The organism is Mycobacterium sp. IDUB_28 (genome assembly GCF_055419285.1).
On record NZ_JBVAXK010000002.1, the window covers coordinates 611,173 to 631,718 of the forward strand.

The following is a 20,546-nucleotide window of genomic DNA, read 5'->3' on the forward strand; positions in this document are numbered from 1 at the left end:
TTGCCTCTATGTTTTCAGAGGGTTGCCGCAGCGTGGCCGCGACTGTGCAGAAACGACCCCCATTGTGTGCTGGCTAGGAGGGTGGTGTTCGACTTCGCGGCGTTGCCGCCTGAGATCAACTCGGGCCGGATCTACACCGGTCCAGGGTCAGGACCCCTGCTCGCCGCGGCCTCCGCGTGGGACAGTCTGGCCGTCGAATTGAGTTTGACTGCAACGGGTTACACATCTGTGGTGGCCGAACTGACCACCTCGCTGTGGATCGGACCGGCCGCGGAGTCGATGGTTGCGGCAGTGGGACCGTACGTGAGTTGGCTGAGTGCGTCAGCCGTCCGCGCCGAGGAAGCCGCCAACCATGCCCGCGCCGCCGCGGCCGCCTACGAAACCGCATTCTCGATGACGGTGCCGCCGCCGGTAATCGCGGCTAACCGGGTCCTATTGATGACGCTGGTCGCCACCAATGTATTCGGACAGAATTTCCCCGCCATCGCGGCCGCCGAAGCCGATTATCTGGAAATGTGGGCTCAGGACGCCACGGCAATGTACGGATATGCGGCCTCCGCAGCGCTTGCCACCGAATTGAGCCGGTTCGCCGCGCCTCCCCACACCACCGACGCGCACGACGGCGACACCGCCCCCGAGGCGGCGCACACGATTCCGCAGTTGCTGTCCCGCGCCGCAGTCCGGGATCTCGCGGTGGCACCGGCGGGCGCCTCTCCCTCGGACATCGTGCACATCGTCGACACACCGATCGGGTGGGCACCGATGCTGGGGTGGCTGCCCACGCCCGACAACAACTGGGCGGGGCTCTATCCCGGCATGTACAACGTGCTGCGGCAAACACTGCAGGCGTACTTCGGGGTGGGGTTGGGGAACTTCGGTTGGTCTATCGGGCAACAACTGTTCCCGGGCCTGGGCACCACCGCCGGAGCCGGGGGCGCCTGGTATCCGACACCGCAATTCGCCGCCCTGGGCGCCGGCGGGTGGCATTTTCACAGCGGCATAGGCGTCACGGCGGGCACCGCGTCCGCCGCGCACGTGGGCGGACTGTCGGTGCCGGCGAGCTGGGGCGCCGCGACCGGGAGTGCGCAGCAGACCGTGCCGAAGCTGACGAGCGCACACTTTGCCACCCCGGCGGCCCAGGTAAGCCCCGACAACGTGATGAACGCCGCGCTGCGCGGTGTTCCGCCGGGTGCGCGCAACGGCGAACGCGCAGGCCACCTCGGTGTCCGGTACGGGTTGCGGCACACCGTGTTGACCCGCCCACCCTCGGCCGGGTGACACCGGTCAACGCCACACGGACAAGTGAGGAGTCAGTACATGACAACGGATTTGGCTGCCCTGCCGCCCGAGATCACCTCGGCGATGATGTACTCCGGGCCGGGCGCGGCCTCCTGGTTGGCCGCCGCCTCGGCCTGGAACGCCCTGGCCGCCGAGTTGGCGTCGACGGCCCAGGGCTATGAGGCCGTGCTGGCCCTGCTTGCCGGCGAAGAGTGGCTGGGACCGGCCTCGGCGACCATGGTGCAAGCCGTACAACCCTTTGTGGATTGGACGACGGCTACCGCCGCCCGAGCCGAGCATGCCGCCGTCCAATCGCAGGCGGTGGCGGCAGCCTTCGAAGCCGCGTTCGCCGCGATCGTGCCACCGCCGCTGGTTGCGGCCAACCGCGCCGAGATTGCGCAGGCACTGCAGACCAACATCTTCGGCATCAACAGCGGCGTCATCGCACAGTTGGAGGCCGGCTACGCACAGATGTGGGCCCAGAACGCTTCGACCATGTACACCTACGCCGGATCCGCGGCGGCGGCCAGCGACCTGTCGCCGTTCGACACGGCTCCCGCCATCGCCGACCCGATCGGAACCAACTCTCAGGTGGCCGCGGTCGCCGCCGCACAGGCAACACCGGTGGCCTCGATCCAGGAGTCGCTGCAGAGCTTCTTCCATCAGATCACCAGCCGGTTGGGGTTGCTGTCCACGCCCAGTGGAGCGTCACAACTGGCCCAGGCGGCCGCGACCGACTATCCGATCCTCACCGAAATCTGGTTCCTGCTGACCGGGCAGACCACGCTGCCCAACAACCTGGGCACCTTCATGCAGGGTTATTCCAATTACGCGAGCTTCTTCTACAACACCGAGGGTCTGCCGTACTTCAGCGTGGGTATGGGCAACTTCGGCGTCCAGATCGCCAAATCAGCGGGTTGGCTGAACCCTCCCGCCGCGGCCGCGGCCGCACCAGCTGTCGCGGCGCCGCCGATCAGCGGGGCGTTGGGAACGGCCGGCGGCCAGGTGGCCGCCGGGTTGGGACAGGGCGCCCACATCGGGCACCTGGCGGTTCCGTCCTCGTGGCCCGGCGCATCGGCCGCCCCCACCGTGCGTCCGGCCGTACAGATGATCAGCGAGCCGATCATCGCGGGCGAAAGCGCGCAGAGCGGCAACGTGCTCAGCGGCATGCCCGTCGGCGGGGGCGGCAGCACGCGCGGGGCGGGCGCGGGGCCCCGTTACGGGTTCAAACCCACCGTGATGGCGCGCCCGATGCCCGCCGGATAGCCGCAGCCTTCGCGACGAGCTCGCGAGAATCGACCCCAGGATGCCGGAGCCGGCATGGTTCGCGGTCCGGCTCAACCACTTGATCTGCAGGAGCATCAGAATGTATCGGCGGCTTATCGCGGTGGCGCTGCTGGCGTTGCTCGGCGCGGGCGCGCCCGCACACGCTGACACCGTCGACGACAAATTCCTCGCCGAGTTGCGGTCCGAAGGCATCACCGACCACATTTCCAACTCACATGCGATCGAGGCCGCACACTTCGTCTGCGACAGGCTCGACAGCGGCATGTCGCCCAATGAGGTGGCCAGCGACGTGCTGAACAGCAGCAGCATGCCGGCTTTTCATGCCGGCTTCTTCGTCGGGGCGAGCATCGACGCATACTGCCCTCGGCACAAGGCCGAGTTGCCGGTGTCGTAGCCGTCGCGGCGGAGCAGCCCGGCACAACCCGGCGGTCCGAAGCTGGGAGGTTGCCATGGACTGGTGCGAGGTCAAGCCAAATCGGGTTAACCGCTGTTACTGTGTCGTTACACCAGGTGAATAAGGTTTACCGTCCAGTGAACAACTGCCAACGGGTAGCTTTTGAGGCGACCGGTGGCCGACGCAGTCATCTACTCTCTTGCAGAGAGCGGTTACTGAGAAGATTTGAGAGGAAAAAGCATGTCTTTCGTGACCACACAGCCGGAGGCGCTGACCTCCGCGGCCGGAAACCTGCAGGGTATCGGTACCGCGATGAGCGCGCAGAACGCGGCAGCGGCCGCCCCGACCACCGGGGTGGTTCCGGCGGCCGCCGACGAGGTATCGGCGTTGACCGCCGCCCAGTTCGCCGCGCACGCGCAGATGTACCAAGCCGTGAGCGCCCAGGCCGCAGCGATTCACGAGATGTTCGTGAACACTCTGGCCACCAGTTCGGGTTCGTATGCGGCCACCGAGGCCGCCAACGCAGCCGCCGCAGGCTGATCGAACTGGCAGACAGGCGGTGATTTCGGGGTTGAGCGGCTTGGTCGGAGGCCGTCACTTCGGATCACCTGCATTCGCCGTCGACTCGAACAGCGTGGTTCGGGTTCGACACCTTTCCGGCCGTGACGCAGCCCGGTGGCCGCCGGCTGACGGAAGAGGGGGTTCTCCGTAGTTTTTCCCGGTCGGCGGTTACGCCTGTAGCGCTGATCGGCCATCGCGTTGTAAATCCAGATCATTCACTAACAAGGAGACATCAAGTGGCAACTCGCTTCATGACCGACCCGCACGCAATGCGGGCCATGGCTGGCCGTTTCGAGACCCACGCCCAGACCGTCGAGGACGAGGCCCGTCGCATGTACGCGTCCTCGCAGAACATCGCGGGTGCGGGCTGGAGCGGTCTGGCCTCGGCCACCTCGCTGGACACCATGGGTCAGATGAACACCGCTTTCCGCAACATCGTGAACATGCTGCACGGGGTGCGCGACGGGTTGGTTCGCGACGCGAACAACTACGAGCAGCAAGAGCAGGCCTCCCAGCAGATCCTCAGCAGCTAGCCCGACCGACCCGACACAGAAGGAACACAGATATGACCATCAATTACCAGTTCGGCGACGTCGACGCCCACGGCGCGCTCATTCGCGCCCAGGCCGCCAACCTGGAGGCCGAGCACCAGGCCATCGTTCGCGATGTGTTGGCTGCCGGTGACTTCTGGGGCGGCGCCGGTTCGGTGGCTTGCCAGGAGTTCATCGCCCAGTTGGGCCGCAACTTCCAGGTGATCTACGAGCAGGCCAACACCCACGGCCAGAAGGTTCAGTCCGCCGGCAACAACATGGCGCAGACTGACAGCGCCGTCGGCTCCAGCTGGGCCTGATAACCAAAACTGCGGACGCGGCAGCACACCAGGTAAGTCGGTGTGCTGCCGTGTCCTGTAGTCATCACACAGAGTCAACGAGGTAGGGGATGGATCAACAGAGCACCCGCACGGACATCACTGTCAATGTCGACGGTTTCTGGATGCTGCAGGCACTGCTGGACATCCGGCACGTAGCACCGGAGTTGCGGTGCCGGCCGTATGTCTCCACCGACAACAACGATTGGCTCAACGAACATCCGGGCATGGCGGTCATGCGCGAGCAGGGCATCGTGGTGGGCGACACCGTCAACGAACAGGTGGCCGCGCGCATGAAGGTGCTTGCCGCGCCCGACCTCGAGGTCGTTGCGCTGCTGTCGCGGGGCAAGTTGCTCTACGGCGTCGTCGACGACGAGAATCAGCCCCCGGGCTCGCGTGAGATCCCCGACAACGAATTCCGGGTGGTACTGGCCCGCCGCGCCCAACACTGGGTGTCCGCGGTGCGGGTGGGCAACGACATCACCGTCGATGACGTCGTCGTCTCTGACAGCGCCTCGATTGCCGCGCTGGTGCTGGACGGGCTCGAATCCATCCACCACGCCGACCCGGCGGCGATCAATGCCGTCAACGTGCCCCTCGAGGAGATGCTCGAAGCCACCAAGTCGTGGCAGGAGTCGGGCTTCAACGTGTTCTCCGGCGGTGATTTGCGGCGCATGGGTATCAGCGCCTCCACCGTCGCCGCGCTAGGTCAGGCGCTGTCCGATCCCGCTGCTGAGGTCGCTGTGTATGCGCGCCAGTACCGGGACGACGCAAAAGGACCGAGCTCGTCGGTGCTGTCTTTGAAGGACGGTTCGGGCGGCCGCATCGCCCTCTACCAACAGGCCAGGACGGCCGGCTCCGGCGAGGCATGGCTGGCTATCTGCCCGGCCACCCCCCAGTTGGTGCAGGTGGGAGTCAAGACCGTGCTGGACACGCTGCCGTACGGCGAATGGAAATCGCACAGCAGGGTTTAACAACGCCGTTACGAAACACGCAGTCAGACAACATTTTTCAACATAAAATGCGAGCGGGATGTCAACACGGCATACTGCTCTGGACGGGTTGCACCAGGAAAAGCAGCACGTCACCACAACTATCAGCGCGAGGCGAGGCACATGAACTTGGAGTCAGTCCAGCCGCAGCTCCATGGGAGCAGCGGAGCCACCGGCGCCTCGGTGACCACACCGAGCAAGCCCACCACGCAGCAACAACCAGAAGCTAACTCATTCGCCACGGCGGGAGGTGCAGGACGATGACCGCAGTAGCTGACGCGCCACAGACTGACATCGAGGGTATTTCGTCGCCCAGGGCCGTCGTCGTCGGCATCATGGCCGGCGAGGGGGTGCAGATCGGGGTGTTGCTGGACGCCAACGCGCCGGTCTCGGTGATGACCGACCCGCTGCTCAAGGTGGTCAACAGCCGTCTGCGTGAACTCGGGGAGACCCCGCTGGAGGCGACCGGACGCGGCCGCTGGGCGCTGTGCCTGGTGGACGGCACGCCACTGCGCGCCACCCAGTCGCTGACCGAGCAGGACGTCTTCGACGGCGACCGGTTGTGGATCCGGTTCGTCGCGGACACCGAACACCGCTCGCAGGTCATCGAGCACATCTCCACCGCGGTCTCGTCCAACCTCAGCAAGCGCTTCGCCGCGATCGACCCGGTGATGGCCCTTCAGGTCGGCGCGTCCATGGTGGCCACCGGCGTGGTGCTGGCCTCCGGCGTGCTGGGCTGGTGGCGGTGGCACCACAACAGCTGGCTGACCACGATCTTCGCCGCAATCGTCGGCGTCCTGGTGCTGGTAGTGGCCGGCATGCTGCTGATGCGCGCCAAGACCGACGCCGACCGCCGCGTCGCGGACATCCTGCTGATGAGCGGACTTGTCCCGGTCACGGTGGCGGCTGCCGCGGCACCACCCGGACCGGTCGGTTCGCCGCACGCCGTGCTGGGCTTCGGCGTCCTCGCCGTCGGTGCGGCGCTGGCATTGCGGTTCACCGGTCGCCGGCTGGCGATCTACACCGCGATCGTGACCATCAGCGCGCTCGCCACCCTGGCCAGCCTGTCCCGGATGGTCGCCAACACCAGCGCGGTCACCCTGCTGGCCTGCCTGCTGCTGGCCAGCGTCCTGCTGTACCACGCCGCCCCGGCACTGTCCCGGCGACTGGCCGGCATCCGGCTGCCGGTGTTCCCGTCGGCGACCAGCCGGTGGGTGTTCGAGGCCCGGCCCGACCTGCCCACGACCGTGGTGCGCTCGGAGGGCGGCCCGCCCACCCTGGAAGGACCGGCCTCGGTACGCGATGTGTTGCTGCAGGCCGAGCGGGCTCGGTCGTTCCTGAGCGGTCTGCTGATCGGGCTGGGCGTCCTGGTAGTCGTCACTCTCTCCGCGCTGTGCAACCCGCACACCCACGAGCGGTGGCTGCCGCTGATCCTCGCGGGATTCACCGCCGGGTTCCTGGTGCTGCGTGGCCGCTCGTACGTCGACCGCTGGCAGGCCATTACGCTGGCCGCCACCGGTGTGCTGATCATCGCCGTGGTGGCGGTGCGCTACGCCCTGGTGCTCTCGTCGCCGCTGTCGGTGTCGATCGCGGCCGCGGTGCTGGTGGCCCTGCCGACCGCGGGCCTCACCGCTGCCGCGGTGGTGCCCAACACCGTCTACAGTCCGCTGTTCCGCAAGTTCGTGGAATGGATCGAATACCTCTGCCTGATGCCGATCTTCCCGCTGGCATTGTGGTTGATGAACGTCTATGCAGCGATCCGCTACCGGTAGCACGTGGTCGTGGCGGGGTCGTGCGAGCAGCGCGACCCTGGCCGCGATGCTGCTCACCGGTGGTGCGCTGGCCGGCATGCCGCCCGCGTACGCAATCACTCCGCCGCAGATCGACCCGGGTGCGCTGCCACCGGACAGCCCGCCCGGGCCGATCGCCGCGACGAAGCAGAATTCCTACTGCACCGAGGTAGGGGTGCTGCCCGGCACCGACTTCAAGGTGCAGCCGAAGTACATGGACATGCTGAATCTCACCGAGGCGTGGCGTTTCGGGCGTGGTGAAGGCATCAAGGTCGCCGTCATCGACACCGGCGTGACCCCGCATCCCCGGTTGCCGCGGCTGATTCCGGGTGGCGACTACGTGATGGCCGGCGGTGACGGCTTATCGGACTGTGACGCCCACGGCACCCTGGTGGCCTCGATGATCGGCGGCGCCCCCGCCAACGGCGCCTCGCCACCACCGGCCTCGCCACGGCGGCCCATCACCATTCCCACCCAGGAAAAACCGCCGCCACCGCAGACCGTGACCTTGTCGCCGCTGCCGGCGCCGACCATCACCATGATCCCCGCTCCAGCGCCCCCGCCGTCCGAAGGGGCGCCACCGGGGGCACCGCCGGGACCGGGCCAGGCGCCGTCAGCCAACCGGGGCGGCGGCACGGTGACCATCCCGGGGTACGGCGGCGGTGCAAAGATCCGTCCCGTCGATCACCCGCGGCCGCTGGCACCGACGACGACCTCGCCGTCGCCGTCGACGTCGACGTCGCCCACTACTACCTCGTCTACCTCGTCGTCGTCGTCCGCTTCCACCTCGACGGCACCGCCGACCTCCGCGCCGGGGTCACCCACGCCGACGGCCGCTCCACCGCCCCCGTCGCCGACCGGACCTCCGCCGGACGCGTTCAGTGGAATCGCGCCGGAGGTCGAGATCATCTCGATCCGCCAGTCCAGCCAGGCGTTCGGTCTCAAGGACGCCTATACCGGCGACGAGGACCCGCAGACCGCGGCGAAGATCGACAACGTTCAGACGATGGCCCGCGCGATCGTCCATGCTGCGAACATGGGTGCTCAGATCATCAACATCTCTGATGTGACCTGCATGAGCGCCCGCAACGTCATCGACCAGCGGGCGCTGGGGGCCGCGGTGCATTACGCCGCGGTCGACAAGAACGCGCTGATCATCGCCGCGGCCGGAGACAGCAGCAAGAAGGACTGTAAGCAGAACACCATCTTCGACCCGTTGTCGCCCAACGACCCGCGTGCCTGGAACTCCGTCACCACGGTCGTGACGCCGTCCTGGTTCAGCGACTTCGTCCTCACCGTCGGCGCGGTCGACACGAGTGGTCAGCCGTTGTCGCAGATGAGCATCGCCGGACCGTGGGTGTCGATCTCCGCGCCGGGTACCGACGTGATGGGGCTTTCGCCCCGCGACGACGGTCTGATCAACGCGATCGACGGTCCGGACAACACTTTGCTGACGCCGGCGGGCACCAGCTTCGCGACCGCGATCGTGTCGGGGGTGGCCGCCCTGGTGCGCGCCAAATACCCGGAGTTGTCGGCTTACCAGGTGATGCAACGCCTGATCCACACGGCCCGTCCGCCCGCCCGGGGGGTGGACAACCAGGTCGGCTACGGTGTCGTCGACCCGGTCGCGGCATTGACATGGGATGTTCCTCAAGGACCGCCGCAGGCACCCAAACAACTTTCGGCGCCGCTATCGCTGCCGAAAGCCCCCCCGCCGCGCAACATGGCGCCGGTATGGGTGGCCAGCGGAGGCTTGGCTGCGGCACTACTGATAGGCGGAGCAGTGTTCGGTACAGCGACATTGATGCGACGATCGCGGAAACAACGATGAAGGCGCAGCGCAAATTCGGGCTGTCGTTGACCTGGCCGCGGTTGACGGCGGTGTTCCTGGCCGTCGTGCTCATCCTGGTGCTCGCCAGTCACGCGCCGCAGTCGTGGCAGGGCGACAACCGGGTGGCGTGGTGGGTGGGCGTCGGCCTCGCGGTGATCGTGACGCTGCTGTCGATCGTCACCTACCACGGCATCACCGTGACCTCGGGTGTGGCGAACTGGCTGTGGGACTGGTCCGCCGACCCCGGCGCCGCCCTGGGGGCGGGCTGCACCCCGGCGACCGATTTCAAGCGCCGCTTCGGCCGTGACACGGTGGGCGTGCGCGAGTACCGGGGCCAGTTGGTCAGTGTGCTCGAGATCGATGCCGACGGCGGCAATCACCCGGGCCTTCATCATCACCGCGCGACGGCGGGCTCGCCCGTCCTGCCGGTGGCAGCGGTCGCAAATGGCTTGCGCCAGTTCGATATTCATCTGGACGGCATCGACATCGTCTCGGTGGAGGTGCGGGGCGGCGCCGAAGCTGCCCGCGCGTCGGCCTCCCTGGAGGAGTGGGGCCCGGACGGGTGGGGCTCGAACGAGGCGGGGACCGAGCGGCGCGGCGCCGACCGACGGCGCACCTGGCTGGTGTTGCGGATGAACCCGCAGCGCAACGTGGCTGCCGTGGTATGCCGCGATTCCCTGGCGGCAACCCTGGTCGCGGCCACCGAGCGACTGGTGCAGGACCTGGACGGACAGAGTTGCGCAGCGCGCCCGCTGACCGCCGATGAACTGGCCGAAGTGGACAGCGCGGTCTTGGCCGACCTGGAACCCACCTGGAGCCGGCCGGGATGGCGGCACCTCAAACACTTCAACGGCTTTGTGACCAGTTTCTGGGTGACGCCGTCCGACATCGACACTGAGACGCTGGACGCACTCTGGCTGTCGGCGGCGCCGGAAGTAGGCGCTACGGTGGTTACTGTGCGACTGACTACCCGGGGCGGCCGGCCCCATCTCGCGGCATGGGTGCGCTATCACAGTGAAGCCCGGTTGCCGAGGGATCTGACCACAGGACTCAACCGGCTCACCGGTCGGCAGTTGGCGGCGGTGCGGGCCAGCCTGCCGGCGCCGTCGACGCGGGCACAGCTGGTGGTCCCGAGCCGCGAACTCAGAGACCACGACGAACTGGAATTGCCAATGGGTCACGACGCGGAGCACGTGACCAGCTCAGCAGCACAATGACGCGAGCGCAGTCTGCCGCTGAAGATGCCCGCAATGCCATGGTCGCGGGGTTGCTGGCGTCGGGCATCTCGGTCAACGGACTGCAGCCCAGCCACAACCCGACGGTGGCAGCGCAGATGTTCACCACCGCCACCCAACTCGACGCCGGCATGTGTGATGCCTGGTTGGCGCGCATCCTGGCCGGTGACCAGAGCATCGAGGTGCTGGCCGGCGCCTGGGCGGCGGTAAGGACATTCGGCTGGGAGACCCGTCGCCTCGGTGTCACCGACCTGCAGTTCCGGCCCGAGGTTTCCGACGGGCTGTTCCTGCGGCTTGCCGTCACCAGCGTCGATTCCCTGGCCTGCGCCTACGCCGCCGTACTGGCCGAGAACAAGCGGTACAAGGAAGCGGCTGCCCTGCTCGACGCCACCGAACCCCGCCATCCCTTCGATAGCGAACTGGTCAGCTATGTGCGGGGGGTGCTCTATTTCCGCACCAAACGGTGGCCTGAGGTGCTGGTGCAGTTCCCCGAGGCCACCCAGTGGCGGCACCCGGAGCTGAAGGCGGCCGGCGCTGCGATGGCGACCACGGCGCTGGCGTCGCTCGGCGTCTTCGAGGAGGCCTTCCGACGCGGGCAGGAAGCCATCGAGGGGGACCGGGTACCGGGGGCCGCGAACATCGCCCTCTACACCCAGGGCATGTGTCTGCGGCACGTCGGTCGCGAAGATGAGGCCGTCGAACTGCTGCGCCGCGTGTATTCCCGCGACGCGAAATTCACCCCGGCCCGAGAGGCTCTGGACAACCCCAACTTCCGGCTGGTGCTGACCGATCCGGAGACCATCGAGGCCCGCACCGACCCGTGGGATCCGGACAGCGCGCCGTCGCGTGCGCAGGCCGAAGCCGCCCGGCACGCCGAGGAGGCCGCCCGGTACCTGGCCGAAGGCGACGCCGAGCTGAACGCGATGCTCGGCATGGAGCAGGCCAAGAAGGAAATCAAGCTCATCAAGTCGACCACCAAGGTGAATCTGGCGCGCGCCAAGATGGGGCTGCCGGTTCCGGTGACCTCGCGTCACACCCTGCTGCTCGGGCCGCCCGGCACCGGCAAGACATCGGTGGCGCGGGCCTTCAGCAAGCAGCTGTGCGGGTTGACGGTGTTGCGCAAGCCGGTGGTGGTGGAGACCAGCCGGACCAAACTGCTGGGTCGTTACATGGCCGACGCGGAGAAGAACTGCGAGGAGATGCTCGAAGGGGCACTCGGCGGCGCCGTGTTCTTCGACGAGATGCACACCCTGCATGAAAAGGGTTACTCGCAGGGCGACCCTTACGGCAACGCCATCATCAACACCCTGCTGCTCTACATGGAGAATCACCGCGACGAGCTGGTGGTGTTCGGGGCCGGCTACGCCAAGGCGATGGAGAAGATGCTCGAGGTGAACCAGGGCCTCCGGCGGCGCTTTTCGACGGTGATCGAGTTCTTCAGCTACACCCCGGACGAGCTGGTGGCGTTGACCGTCCTGATGGGCCGGGAGAACGAGGACGTCATCACCGAGGAGGAGGCTTCGATTCTGTTGCCCTCCTACACCAAGTTCTACCTCGACGAGACCTACTCCGAGGACGGCGACCTGATCCGGGGCATCGACATGCTCGGCAACGCCGGATTTGTGCGCAACGTGGTCGAGAAGGCCCGTGACCACCGCAGTTTCCGGCTCGACGACGAGGATCTGGACGCGGTGCTCAACAGTGACCTGACCGATTTCAGCGAAGCGCAGCTGCGACGGTTCCGCGAATTGACGCGCGACGACCTCGCCGAAGGTCTCAGCGCGGCCGTCGCGGAAGAGAAGCGCAACAAGTGACCGGCGACATCTGCAGCTAACCTCTGGGCGCAGACGCCAGGGACAGCTACCGCGCTGACTCGGCGCCGGCCCGGATCGGACCCGGTGCCCGCCGCAGCGCGGCCCGGACCCGCTCGATTCGCCGAAACCGCCCGCTATCGGTGGGGCACGGCGCGCCGGAATATGGATTGTGCGCAACTGCCCGCCGCGGCCGCCACAGCCCGCTACGCTGTGTGAAATTTCGCGCTGGGACGGAAGGATTCGGCACGCCCGGCAAACTCGGACGGCGGCGTCATCCCGGCCTGGGCCACCACAGCGGTGCTTTGCTGCCGCGACAGTGACGGGAGGTGGGGCCGCACTGATCTGTCGAATGCTGATTCCCCGTCGATGACCATTCCCCGATCCGGTCGCGGCGTCCGCAGTCTCCCGTTGGCGCGAGTACCCGACACACGGTGCGCAGCGAGTCGCACGCGCTATCGATCATCACCCGAAGCGGCCGGCGTCCGTAGCTGGGTCGGACCATTCTCACCAAGGAGAAAGTCCGATGCCCCATCCTGTGCCGCGAATGATGCCGAAAGTTGGTTGTGCAGCAACGCCTTTCGCTAATGTTCAGCAAGTCCGAGGGTGGTGACGGCAATGGATTACGGAGCGTTGCCACCCGAGATCAATTCCCTGCGCATGTACACCGGACCGGGTTCGGCACCGATGCTGGCCGCCGCCGCGGCCTGGGATCGGCTGGCAGCTGAACTTCGTGCCACCGCGGCCGGCTGCGAGACGGCGATCTCGGTGCTGACCGGCGACGGCTGGCGGGGTCCGGCGGCGGCAGCCATGCAGGACGCGGTCATCCCGTACCTGACCTGGATGAGCCTCACCGGGCTGCAGGCCGAGCAGGCCGGTGCTCAGGCGGCGGCGGCCGCGGGCGCGTTCGAATCGGCATTTGCCGCAACCGTGCCGCCCGCGGTCGTCACGGCCAATCGCCAGCAGTTGGCGGTGCTGGTCGCGACCAATCTGCTCGGTCAGAACACGCCCGCGATCGCCGCTGTCGAGGCCGCGTACGGCGAGATGTGGGCCCAGGACGCGGCGGCCATGTACGGCTACGCCGTCGGGTCCGCGCTGGCGGCCACGCTGAGCTCGTTCACCCACCCGGCGCCCACCACCAACCCGGCCGGGCAGGCCCGGCAGGGCGAGGCCGTCACCCAGGCCGCCGCCAGTGCCGGAGCCAACCTCACGCAGACCGAGCTGCCGCAACTGATGTCGTCGGTGCCGTCGACGCTGCAAGGCCTCGCTGCACCGACGGCAGCGGCAACGGCCGAAGCCTTCCCCGGTGAGGATCTGCTGGTCAACCTGTTGAACTTCCTGGACGGAGCCGATGGGAACCCGTACGGCACCTTCCTGAACTCCAGCCTGGCGAACGGATTCATCTCAGCCGGGTATGTCAGCCCCGCGATCGTGGCCCCCGCGGCGTTTGCCGGCCTGGCCGACATCAACGCGGTGGTGCTGGGTGCAACGGAGTCCGACGTGCCAGGCATGGGCTCCGGTGAGGGCAACGCGTCCCCGATTCCGTCGCGGTCGCCGGCCAACCCCGCCAACCTGCCCCCGCTGCAGGACGCCGCCGACGTCTCGTTTGCCCGGGGCGGCGTGACGGCTGGCACGAACCAGTCGGCGTTGGTCGGACGTTTGTCGGTGCCCCAGACCTGGACAGCGGCGAGCGCGGTGGCCAATTACGCCGGTACCGCGGCGCCGGGCGGGGGTTGGACCAGCAACGCAGTGGTCCCAGCGGCGGCGGCCGGTCTGCCCGGCGCACCGGGGATGCCGCTACTCGGCATGTCCGGCAACAACTTCGGCAGTCCGCCGCGCTACGGATTCCGGCCGACGATCATGGGACGCCCACCGGCCGCTGGATGACAGGGGGGAGACAACCGCGATATCGCTGATCGGTTCCGCAACACCGGCGGTTACCGACGGACGGTCGGTTTGAAGGAGGTGCTGGCATTGGATTTTGGAGCCCTCCCCCCTGAAGTCAATTCGCTGCGCATGCACACCGGGCCGGGCTCGGCGCCCATGCTGGCCGCCATGACGGCCTGGGATGCGGTGGCCGACGAGCTGCGGTTGACCGCGACGGCGTACGAATCGGTGTTGTCCACATTGGTCGACGACGGCTGGCTGGGTCCGGCATCGACCGCCATGATGACCGCGGTCGCTCCGTTCCTGGACTGGCTGCGCGGCACCGGCGCGCAGGCCGAAGAGACGGCCAGTCACGCCGCAGCAGCTGCGGCGGCCTTCGAGGCCGCGTACTCGATGACGGTTCCCCCCGCCGTGGTCGCCGCGAACCGGGCACGACTGCTCGCGCTGGTGGCCACCAACTTTCTGGGTATCAACACCGCCGCGATTGCGGCCACCGAAGCCGAGTACGCCGAGATGTGGGTTCAGGACGCGACGGCGATGTACACCTACGCCGCCAGCGCGGCTGAGGCTGCCGCGCTGACACAGTTCGGCGAGCCGGCGCAGACCGCCGACCCGTCCGGTCCGGCCCACCAAGCCGCCGCGGTCGCGCGGGCGATGGCATCGGTACCGGCCACCCTGCAGGATCTCGCCGCGCCGGCGGCGGCCTCTCCGTTTGACGCACTTCCGCAGACAGGTCTGCTCGTCGATGTCCTGAACTTCCTGGATGGCAACGACGGCAACGCCGTCGGGGTCTTCTTGAACTCTTCCCTGTTCAACGGCGTCGTCTCCGCCGGATATACGGCGCCGGCACTGATCGTGCCCACGGTGACCGATGCCGTCGCCGACGTCAACGGGGTGGTCGAAGGGGCGGAGCCAGAGATCGCCGGCGCCGGTTCGGCCGAGGCCGCCGCGATGACGGCAACGACCGCGCCGTCCGGCGTGGGGGGAGTCGCCGCCGGCAGCACTCAGGCGTCCCTGGTGGGCCGCCTGTCTGTTCCGCCGAGCTGGGCGGCCGCCGTCGATGTAGCGAAGCCGTTCGGCGCAGTACCCGGCGCGGGCAGCACGGCGGCCGTTCCGGCATCCGCCGCGGGCGCACCCGGGATGCCCGCACTGCCTGCCGCCAACGCGTGCGCACGGAGTTGGGGCAACGGCCCCCGCTACGGTTCCCGATTGACAATCATGCCGCGACCGGTGGCTGCGGGATAACGCCGCCCAAAGAAAGTCCCGGCAATTCCCGCCTTTCGAATATCGGAATTCGAATTCGACGGGACGTCTGAGTTGACTCTGGTCGTCGCGAGTGCCATTATTGCCACTGCATGCACCTCGCTAGGTGAGGCGTCTGCACGGACACAGGCCACTGACCTCGAACGTCGAAAGACGCCCAGGGTCAGGACAGCTCTTCCCGGCTTAAGGGTTGAGCCCAAGTGGCTTCCAGCATTACTGCTGGATACGCCGTGTGGTGCCGAAGCTCTGTCGAGAGGGGTGCTGTGATCTGGTGGGCCGTCGTGCCCGCTGGACTCTCATCCCATGCGTCGTGCACCCGGCATCCCCGCATGCCACGGCCCTGAGGAGGTGAGAGCGGAATGAGTCCCGACGATAGTCCGTATTCGAAATCGACGACCATTTCGTTTCGATCCGACCCGGGCACCGGCATCGCCGCCTGAATCGCATTTCTGATAGCCGCAAACGGCGCTCGCTGATATCGCGAAGCGCGTATTAATTGCGCGCGGAAAAAGGCGTGGAATTGCGTTCTTGGCGACCCGGGTTTCGTGCCCCAGCAGGGGTGAACTCAAGGGGGACCACCGATGACCGCCGCACTGGACTTTGCCGCTCTGCCACCCGAAGTCAACTCCGCGCGCATGTACGCCGGCGCCGGTGCCGCGCCGATGCTGGCTGCAGCTTCGGCATGGAACGGGTTGGCCGCCGAGCTGCGCGCCACCGCGCTGACCTACGAAGCTGTGCTGTCCGCGCTGGCCGGTGACGAATGGTTCGGGCCCGCGGCGGCCTCGATGGCTGCCGCCGCCACGCCGTACGTGGTGTGGCTCAACGCCACCGCCGTGCAGGCCGAGCAGACCGGGGCGCAGGCCGAGGCCGCGGTGACCGCCTACGCGACGGCATTCGCCGCGACAGTGCCACCGCCACTCGTCGCGGCCAACCGCACCCAGTTGGCCGCACTGGTTGCGACGAACATCCTGGGCCAGAACACCCCGGCGATCGCGGCGACCGAAGCCGCGTACCTGGAGATGTGGGCCCAGGATGCCGCCGCGATGTACGGCTACGCCGGCGCCTCGGCGGCAGCCACCGACCTGGACCAGTTCGTCGCGCCGCAGCAGATCACCAGCCCCAGCGGTCTCACGGCCCAGGCGGCCGCGGTCAGTCAGGCGGCCGACACGTCCGCTCTCGGCCAGCACAGCGCTCTGTCGCAGCTGATGTCCGCCGTGCCGAGCGCACTGCAGGGGCTTTCCGGTGCCGACGGCGGCAGCGGCCTGGCCGACCTCGCGACCACCGCGCTCACCGGTTCCGGGACGTCGAGCTGGTCGGAGTTCATGGCCGCATGGGGCCCCAACGCGAACGTGTGGAACACGATCACCTCCACCGGTTTGTTCACCCCGGGCGCCACGATAGGAACCCTCTCCAGCTTGTTCGGCAGCGCAGCGATGACCGACGTGGCCGACGCCGCGCAGGTGCTGGTACCGAGCGCGGGCGGGGGCGCCGTGCCGCTGGAAACGCGCGGTCTCACCGCCCTCGGGTCGGGCAGTTCCGGCGTGGTCGGCAAACTGTCCGTGCCCCCGGCCTGGGCTGCGGCCACCCCACCGCCCGGCGCCCTGCACTCCGCGCTCGGTGGCACCCCGATGGTCGCGCCGCCGCCGTCCGGCACGCCCGGTATGCCGGGGGTGCCGCTGGGCAACCTCGCGGGTCAACCCTTCGGCCGGGCTGTCCCGCAATACGGGTTCCGCCCCACGGTCGTGGCCCGCTCGCCCGCGGCCGGATAGCACGCACAGCCACCTAACCAGGCAAAACAGCGCTCTCAGCGAACCGTCAGGTACGAGACAGCCGGGTAGCAGGCATCAGGACGTACCGTGTGCCCTCGTGATGCGTACGTTTTTCCTCGAGTCAGAGAGAGCCTGCCGGGCGGTGTCCCCGGGTCGGACCGGCGGTGCCGCCGGGCCCCACCGCCGAAGACGGTCGAGCTTCGTCGACTCGACCTGACCCACTGCTTTCGCGGGCGGCGCACATGCTGCTGCTTCGCGCATTCATTTCATTGAATTGCAAAGTTCGCCGACGGTATTCACAATGCCAGGCGCCATTGTTTTGAAATATTCAGATGATAACTTGTCAACCTATTGTGCATGGCTACGCCGTTGACCTTGGAGTTTGCTGTTAGTATTTCGGCAATTCGCTGTATCACAGCAGTCACGACGGTAGTGCGATAAGTTATTTACATTGCGCTTACCTACCGGGAACGTTGCGAAAATATGCCGCAACGAACATTCATCATATCGAGCGGGGGCTGGAGAAATGCGATTCGATTCTGGTAGAGCACATGGTCGGCAACTCAACAAAACCACGCGAAGGATCACTACTGGCGGATAAGGGGCGTATACGCGCATGGATTATGGGGCACTTCCGCCAGAGGTCAACTCTGGGCGCATGTATACCGGTCCCGGCGCGGGGCCGATGTTGGCAGCGGCGGCGGCATGGGACGCCTTGGGGGCCGAATTGTATTCGGCCGCAGTCGCTTACGCGTCCGCGATCGAGGGACTGGTAGCGGGCTCGTGGCAGGGACCGACCGCAATGACGATGGCCACCGCGGCCGGTCCGTACGTGTCCTGGATCTCAGCCACCGCAGCTCGCGCCGATGAGGCGGCCGCACTGGCCAAGGCGGCGGCGATCGCTTACGAAACCGCTTTTGTGGCAACGGTTCCGCCGCCGGTGATCGCTGCGAATCGGGCGCAGCTGCTGGCGCTGATCGCCACCAACATCCTGGGCCAGAACACACCGGCTATCGCCGCCACGGAAGCCCAGTACCTGGAGATGTGGGCTCAGGATGCCGTGGCGATGTATGCCTACGCCGGCTCCTCGGCGGCCGCGACACAGCTCACCCCGTTCACCGAACCACCGCCGACCACGACCGCCTCGGGCGCAGCCGCGCCGGCGGCCGCCCAGCTGCTCGCATCTGTCCCGAATGCGTTGCAGGGCATGACATCAACTCTTGCGGCTGCACCGACGACAGGCTCGACCTCGTTGTTGCCCGGACTCGCCTTACCGCAACTGGCATCCGTGTCGTTGCCGTCGGGCCTGGCGACCGAGGTGGCGAACTGGAACACCACCCTGGCAGCCCTGACCGGACCGTTCTCGTTGCAGGGCTGGTCGTCGATCCCGGGCGGCCCGTTCCTGTCGTTCGGGCAGGTTTATGCCTACGCCCAGAACGGGCAGGGGCTGCAGGCATTCGCCACCCCCGCACCACCGGTGACCGGCGCACTGGCCCCGATCGCCGAGTCGCTCACCCCTCATCTGACTTCATCCGGGGGAGCGGCGACGGCGACTATGGGCCGCGCTGCACTGGTGGGCACCCTATCGGTGCCCCAGGGCTGGACGGTGGCGGCTCCGGCCGTCCGGACAGTTGCCGCGACACTGTCCACCAATGTGGCCGCCGTACCGGCTGCCACGTCCGCCGGGGAGGCCGGTGTTTTCGGCCAGATGGCGCTGTCCAGCCTGGCCGGGCGGGCCCTCGGTGCCACCGCCACGGGTGCCGGTGGCGGCAGCAGTTCGCTGGGCGGTGTCGTCACCGCGGCCGACCCGGCCGCAGCGATGATCTTCGTGCTTCCACCGCTCGAGGGTGCCTAGTCCAGGTAGGGGGAGAAAGAGTGTTCTACGCAGCGTTTCCGCCGGAGGTCAACTCGGGCCGGATGTACAGCGGGGCGGGATCGGGGCCGCTGCTGGCCGCCGCCGCGGCCTGGAACGGGCTGGCCAGCGAGCTACAAGCCACCGCCGCGTCCTATGCCGCACTGATCGCCGGCCTGACCAGCGCACCCTGGGTAGGACCCTCGGCCCAGGCGATGACCGCGGCAGCGACACCGTACGTGGCCTGGATGAGCGAGACCGCTGCCCAGGCCGCCCAGGCCGCCAGCCAGGCCAACGCCGCGGTCGCCGCCTACGAGACGGCGTTCGCCGGGCACGTACCACCGGCGCAGATCGCGGCCAACCGCAGCCAGTTGGCGTCGCTGGTGGCCACGAACATCGTTGGGCAGAACTCCGCCGCAATCGCGGCTCTGGAAGCCCAGTACGGCGAAATGTGGACACAAGACGCCGTCGCGATGGACAGTTACGCCGCCTCATCGGCAGCCGCAAGCGAGGTGACGCCGTTCACCGAACCTCCCCAGGTGGTCAACGCGCTCACCCAGACGATTCTGTCGGCGGCGCAACCGCTCTCGCAGCCGCTGCAGACCCTGGTGAACTTGAGCACCGACTACACCGCCACCGTGACCGGACTGCTCAACGGACTGTTCGGGTCCAGCGGCGCATCGACATTCACCGCCCTGTATTCCGCAATCAAGGTCCCCCTCGGTTTCACCACCCAGTTCAACGACATCGGCCTGTTGATCAACCTCCCCGCATCGCAGTTCCTCAAGTTCGCCGCGAAGCCGACGTCCGCGCTTGGCGGGCTGCCCAAGGACGCATTGGGCGGGGGACTCACCCCGCACTGGGGTCACGGCTGGCTGACCAGCGCGGTGTCGCCAACTCCCACAGCGCATTTGGGTCGAGGCACGCTGGTCGGTGCGCTCACCGTGCCACCGAGTTGGACCGCCAACACCCCGGCCATCCGGACTGTCGCCGCAGCGTTGTCGGCAGCCGGCAACGAAGCGGTGCCCGCGGCCGAACTCGGGCAGGGCGGCCTGTTGAGTTCGATGTCATCAGCGGGCATGGCCGGCAGCGCACTCGGTGCCGGTGCCCCCGGCTCGGTGACCGGTGCGCGAAGCCGCCTCACCCCGGTCAAAGACCTGAAGGATCTCAGGTCACCGGAGCTGCTCAAGCGGATGGTTGCGCAGATATCGGACCGGCCCGACAGCGTGCAGCACCACACCGTCGACCAGCAGGGCCTGGACAGCCTGCTCGAACAGTTGGCGAAGAAACCCGGCATCCATGCCGTGCACCTCACCAATGGCGACAAACCCCAGGTTGTTCCGGCGGATGCCCATTTGGGCTGAGGGAGAGGAAATTCTGCATGTTCAGATGGCTGCTGACGCTGACCTGCGCGGGTGTCATGATCGGTTGCGCCGCACCGGCGAACGGCGATCCGGGCAATGGGCCGGATGCCGCCGACGCAGGTTTTCTGGCCGCGTTGCGCACCGCTGACATCGGTTACAGCAACTCCGATCAGGCCATCGGGTCAGCCCGGGCCGTGTGTACCTGTCTGGACAACGGCGAATCTGGTTTCGAGTTGGTGAACGACATCAAAAAGCGCAATGCGGGATTTACGTTGGACGCCGCCGCCGAATTCGCGGTCATTTCAGCGAAATTCTATTGTCCGCAGCAATTGGACAAGAGCTGACAGCTACCGACGCTGCAAAT

17 protein-coding genes and 1 riboswitch are annotated in these 20,546 nt (G+C 67.4%); all 17 genes read left to right on the forward strand.

The window, feature by feature from the left end:
• Positions 1-84: 84 nt before the first annotated feature.
• The 17 genes from ACZYZ9_RS06620 to ACZYZ9_RS06700 all read left to right on the forward strand — a co-directional run bounded on the left by ACZYZ9_RS06620 (position 85) and on the right by ACZYZ9_RS06700 (position 20,526).
• Positions 85-1,278, forward strand: a complete 1,194-nt coding sequence (locus ACZYZ9_RS06620; RefSeq protein WP_463825403.1) for a PPE family protein — start codon at positions 85-87, stop codon at positions 1,276-1,278.
• Positions 1,279-1,317: 39 nt separating this feature from the next.
• The gene (locus ACZYZ9_RS06625) at positions 1,318-2,544 is read left to right on the forward strand and encodes a PPE family protein, SVP subgroup (protein ID WP_463825404.1); all 1,227 of its coding nucleotides are present in this window, start codon (positions 1,318-1,320) and stop codon (positions 2,542-2,544) included.
• A gap of 100 nt (positions 2,545-2,644) precedes the next feature.
• A complete protein-coding gene (locus ACZYZ9_RS06630) occupies positions 2,645-2,959 on the forward strand; it encodes a DUF732 domain-containing protein (protein WP_463825406.1) in 315 nt (104 codons plus the stop codon).
• Between the two features lie 240 nt (positions 2,960-3,199).
• The gene (locus ACZYZ9_RS06635; protein ID WP_463825407.1) at positions 3,200-3,499 is read left to right on the forward strand and encodes a PE family protein; all 300 of its coding nucleotides are present in this window, start codon (positions 3,200-3,202) and stop codon (positions 3,497-3,499) included.
• Positions 3,500-3,756: 257 nt separating this feature from the next.
• Positions 3,757-4,053, forward strand: a complete 297-nt coding sequence (locus tag ACZYZ9_RS06640; RefSeq protein WP_463824769.1) for a WXG100 family type VII secretion target — start codon at positions 3,757-3,759, stop codon at positions 4,051-4,053.
• A 32-nt stretch (positions 4,054-4,085) separates the two neighbouring features.
• Positions 4,086-4,370 (forward strand): WXG100 family type VII secretion target, encoded by a 285-nt coding sequence (locus ACZYZ9_RS06645; protein WP_463824768.1) that lies wholly within the window; start codon positions 4,086-4,088, stop codon positions 4,368-4,370.
• Positions 4,371-4,459: 89 nt separating this feature from the next.
• Positions 4,460-5,362 (forward strand): ESX secretion-associated protein EspG, encoded by a 903-nt coding sequence (locus ACZYZ9_RS06650; RefSeq protein ID WP_463825408.1) that lies wholly within the window; start codon positions 4,460-4,462, stop codon positions 5,360-5,362.
• Positions 5,363-5,640: 278 nt separating this feature from the next.
• Positions 5,641-7,152 (forward strand): type VII secretion integral membrane protein EccD, encoded by a 1,512-nt coding sequence (eccD, locus tag ACZYZ9_RS06655; RefSeq protein WP_463825409.1) that lies wholly within the window; start codon positions 5,641-5,643, stop codon positions 7,150-7,152.
• Complete coding sequence (mycP, locus tag ACZYZ9_RS06660; protein ID WP_463825410.1) at positions 7,130-9,001, forward strand: type VII secretion-associated serine protease mycosin; 1,872 nt, start codon at positions 7,130-7,132, stop codon at positions 8,999-9,001. Before eccD ends, mycP begins: the two co-directional genes overlap by 23 nt.
• Positions 8,998-10,218, forward strand: coding sequence for a type VII secretion protein EccE (gene eccE / locus ACZYZ9_RS06665; RefSeq protein WP_463825411.1), 1,221 nt, complete (start codon positions 8,998-9,000; stop codon positions 10,216-10,218). Before mycP ends, eccE begins: the two co-directional genes overlap by 4 nt.
• A complete protein-coding gene (gene eccA / locus ACZYZ9_RS06670) occupies positions 10,215-12,050 on the forward strand; it encodes a type VII secretion AAA-ATPase EccA (protein ID WP_463825412.1) in 1,836 nt (611 codons plus the stop codon). Before eccE ends, eccA begins: the two co-directional genes overlap by 4 nt.
• A gap of 615 nt (positions 12,051-12,665) precedes the next feature.
• Complete coding sequence (locus tag ACZYZ9_RS06675; RefSeq protein WP_463825413.1) at positions 12,666-13,934, forward strand: PPE family protein; 1,269 nt, start codon at positions 12,666-12,668, stop codon at positions 13,932-13,934.
• Between the two features lie 78 nt (positions 13,935-14,012).
• Complete coding sequence (locus ACZYZ9_RS06680) at positions 14,013-15,179, forward strand: PPE family protein (protein WP_463825473.1); 1,167 nt, start codon at positions 14,013-14,015, stop codon at positions 15,177-15,179.
• 109 nt (positions 15,180-15,288) lie between these two features.
• Positions 15,289-15,462, forward strand: a riboswitch (M-box (ykoK) riboswitch).
• A 316-nt stretch (positions 15,463-15,778) separates the two neighbouring features.
• A complete protein-coding gene (locus tag ACZYZ9_RS06685; protein ID WP_463825414.1) occupies positions 15,779-16,966 on the forward strand; it encodes a PPE family protein in 1,188 nt (395 codons plus the stop codon).
• A 616-nt stretch (positions 16,967-17,582) separates the two neighbouring features.
• A complete protein-coding gene (locus tag ACZYZ9_RS06690) occupies positions 17,583-18,821 on the forward strand; it encodes a PPE family protein (protein ID WP_463825415.1) in 1,239 nt (412 codons plus the stop codon).
• 20 nt (positions 18,822-18,841) lie between these two features.
• On the forward strand, positions 18,842-20,182 hold the full coding sequence (locus tag ACZYZ9_RS06695; protein WP_463825416.1) for a PPE family protein: 1,341 nt from the start codon (positions 18,842-18,844) through the stop codon (positions 20,180-20,182).
• 17 nt (positions 20,183-20,199) lie between these two features.
• Positions 20,200-20,526, forward strand: a complete 327-nt coding sequence (locus ACZYZ9_RS06700) for a DUF732 domain-containing protein (protein ID WP_463825417.1) — start codon at positions 20,200-20,202, stop codon at positions 20,524-20,526.
• Positions 20,527-20,546: the final 20 nt, after the last annotated feature.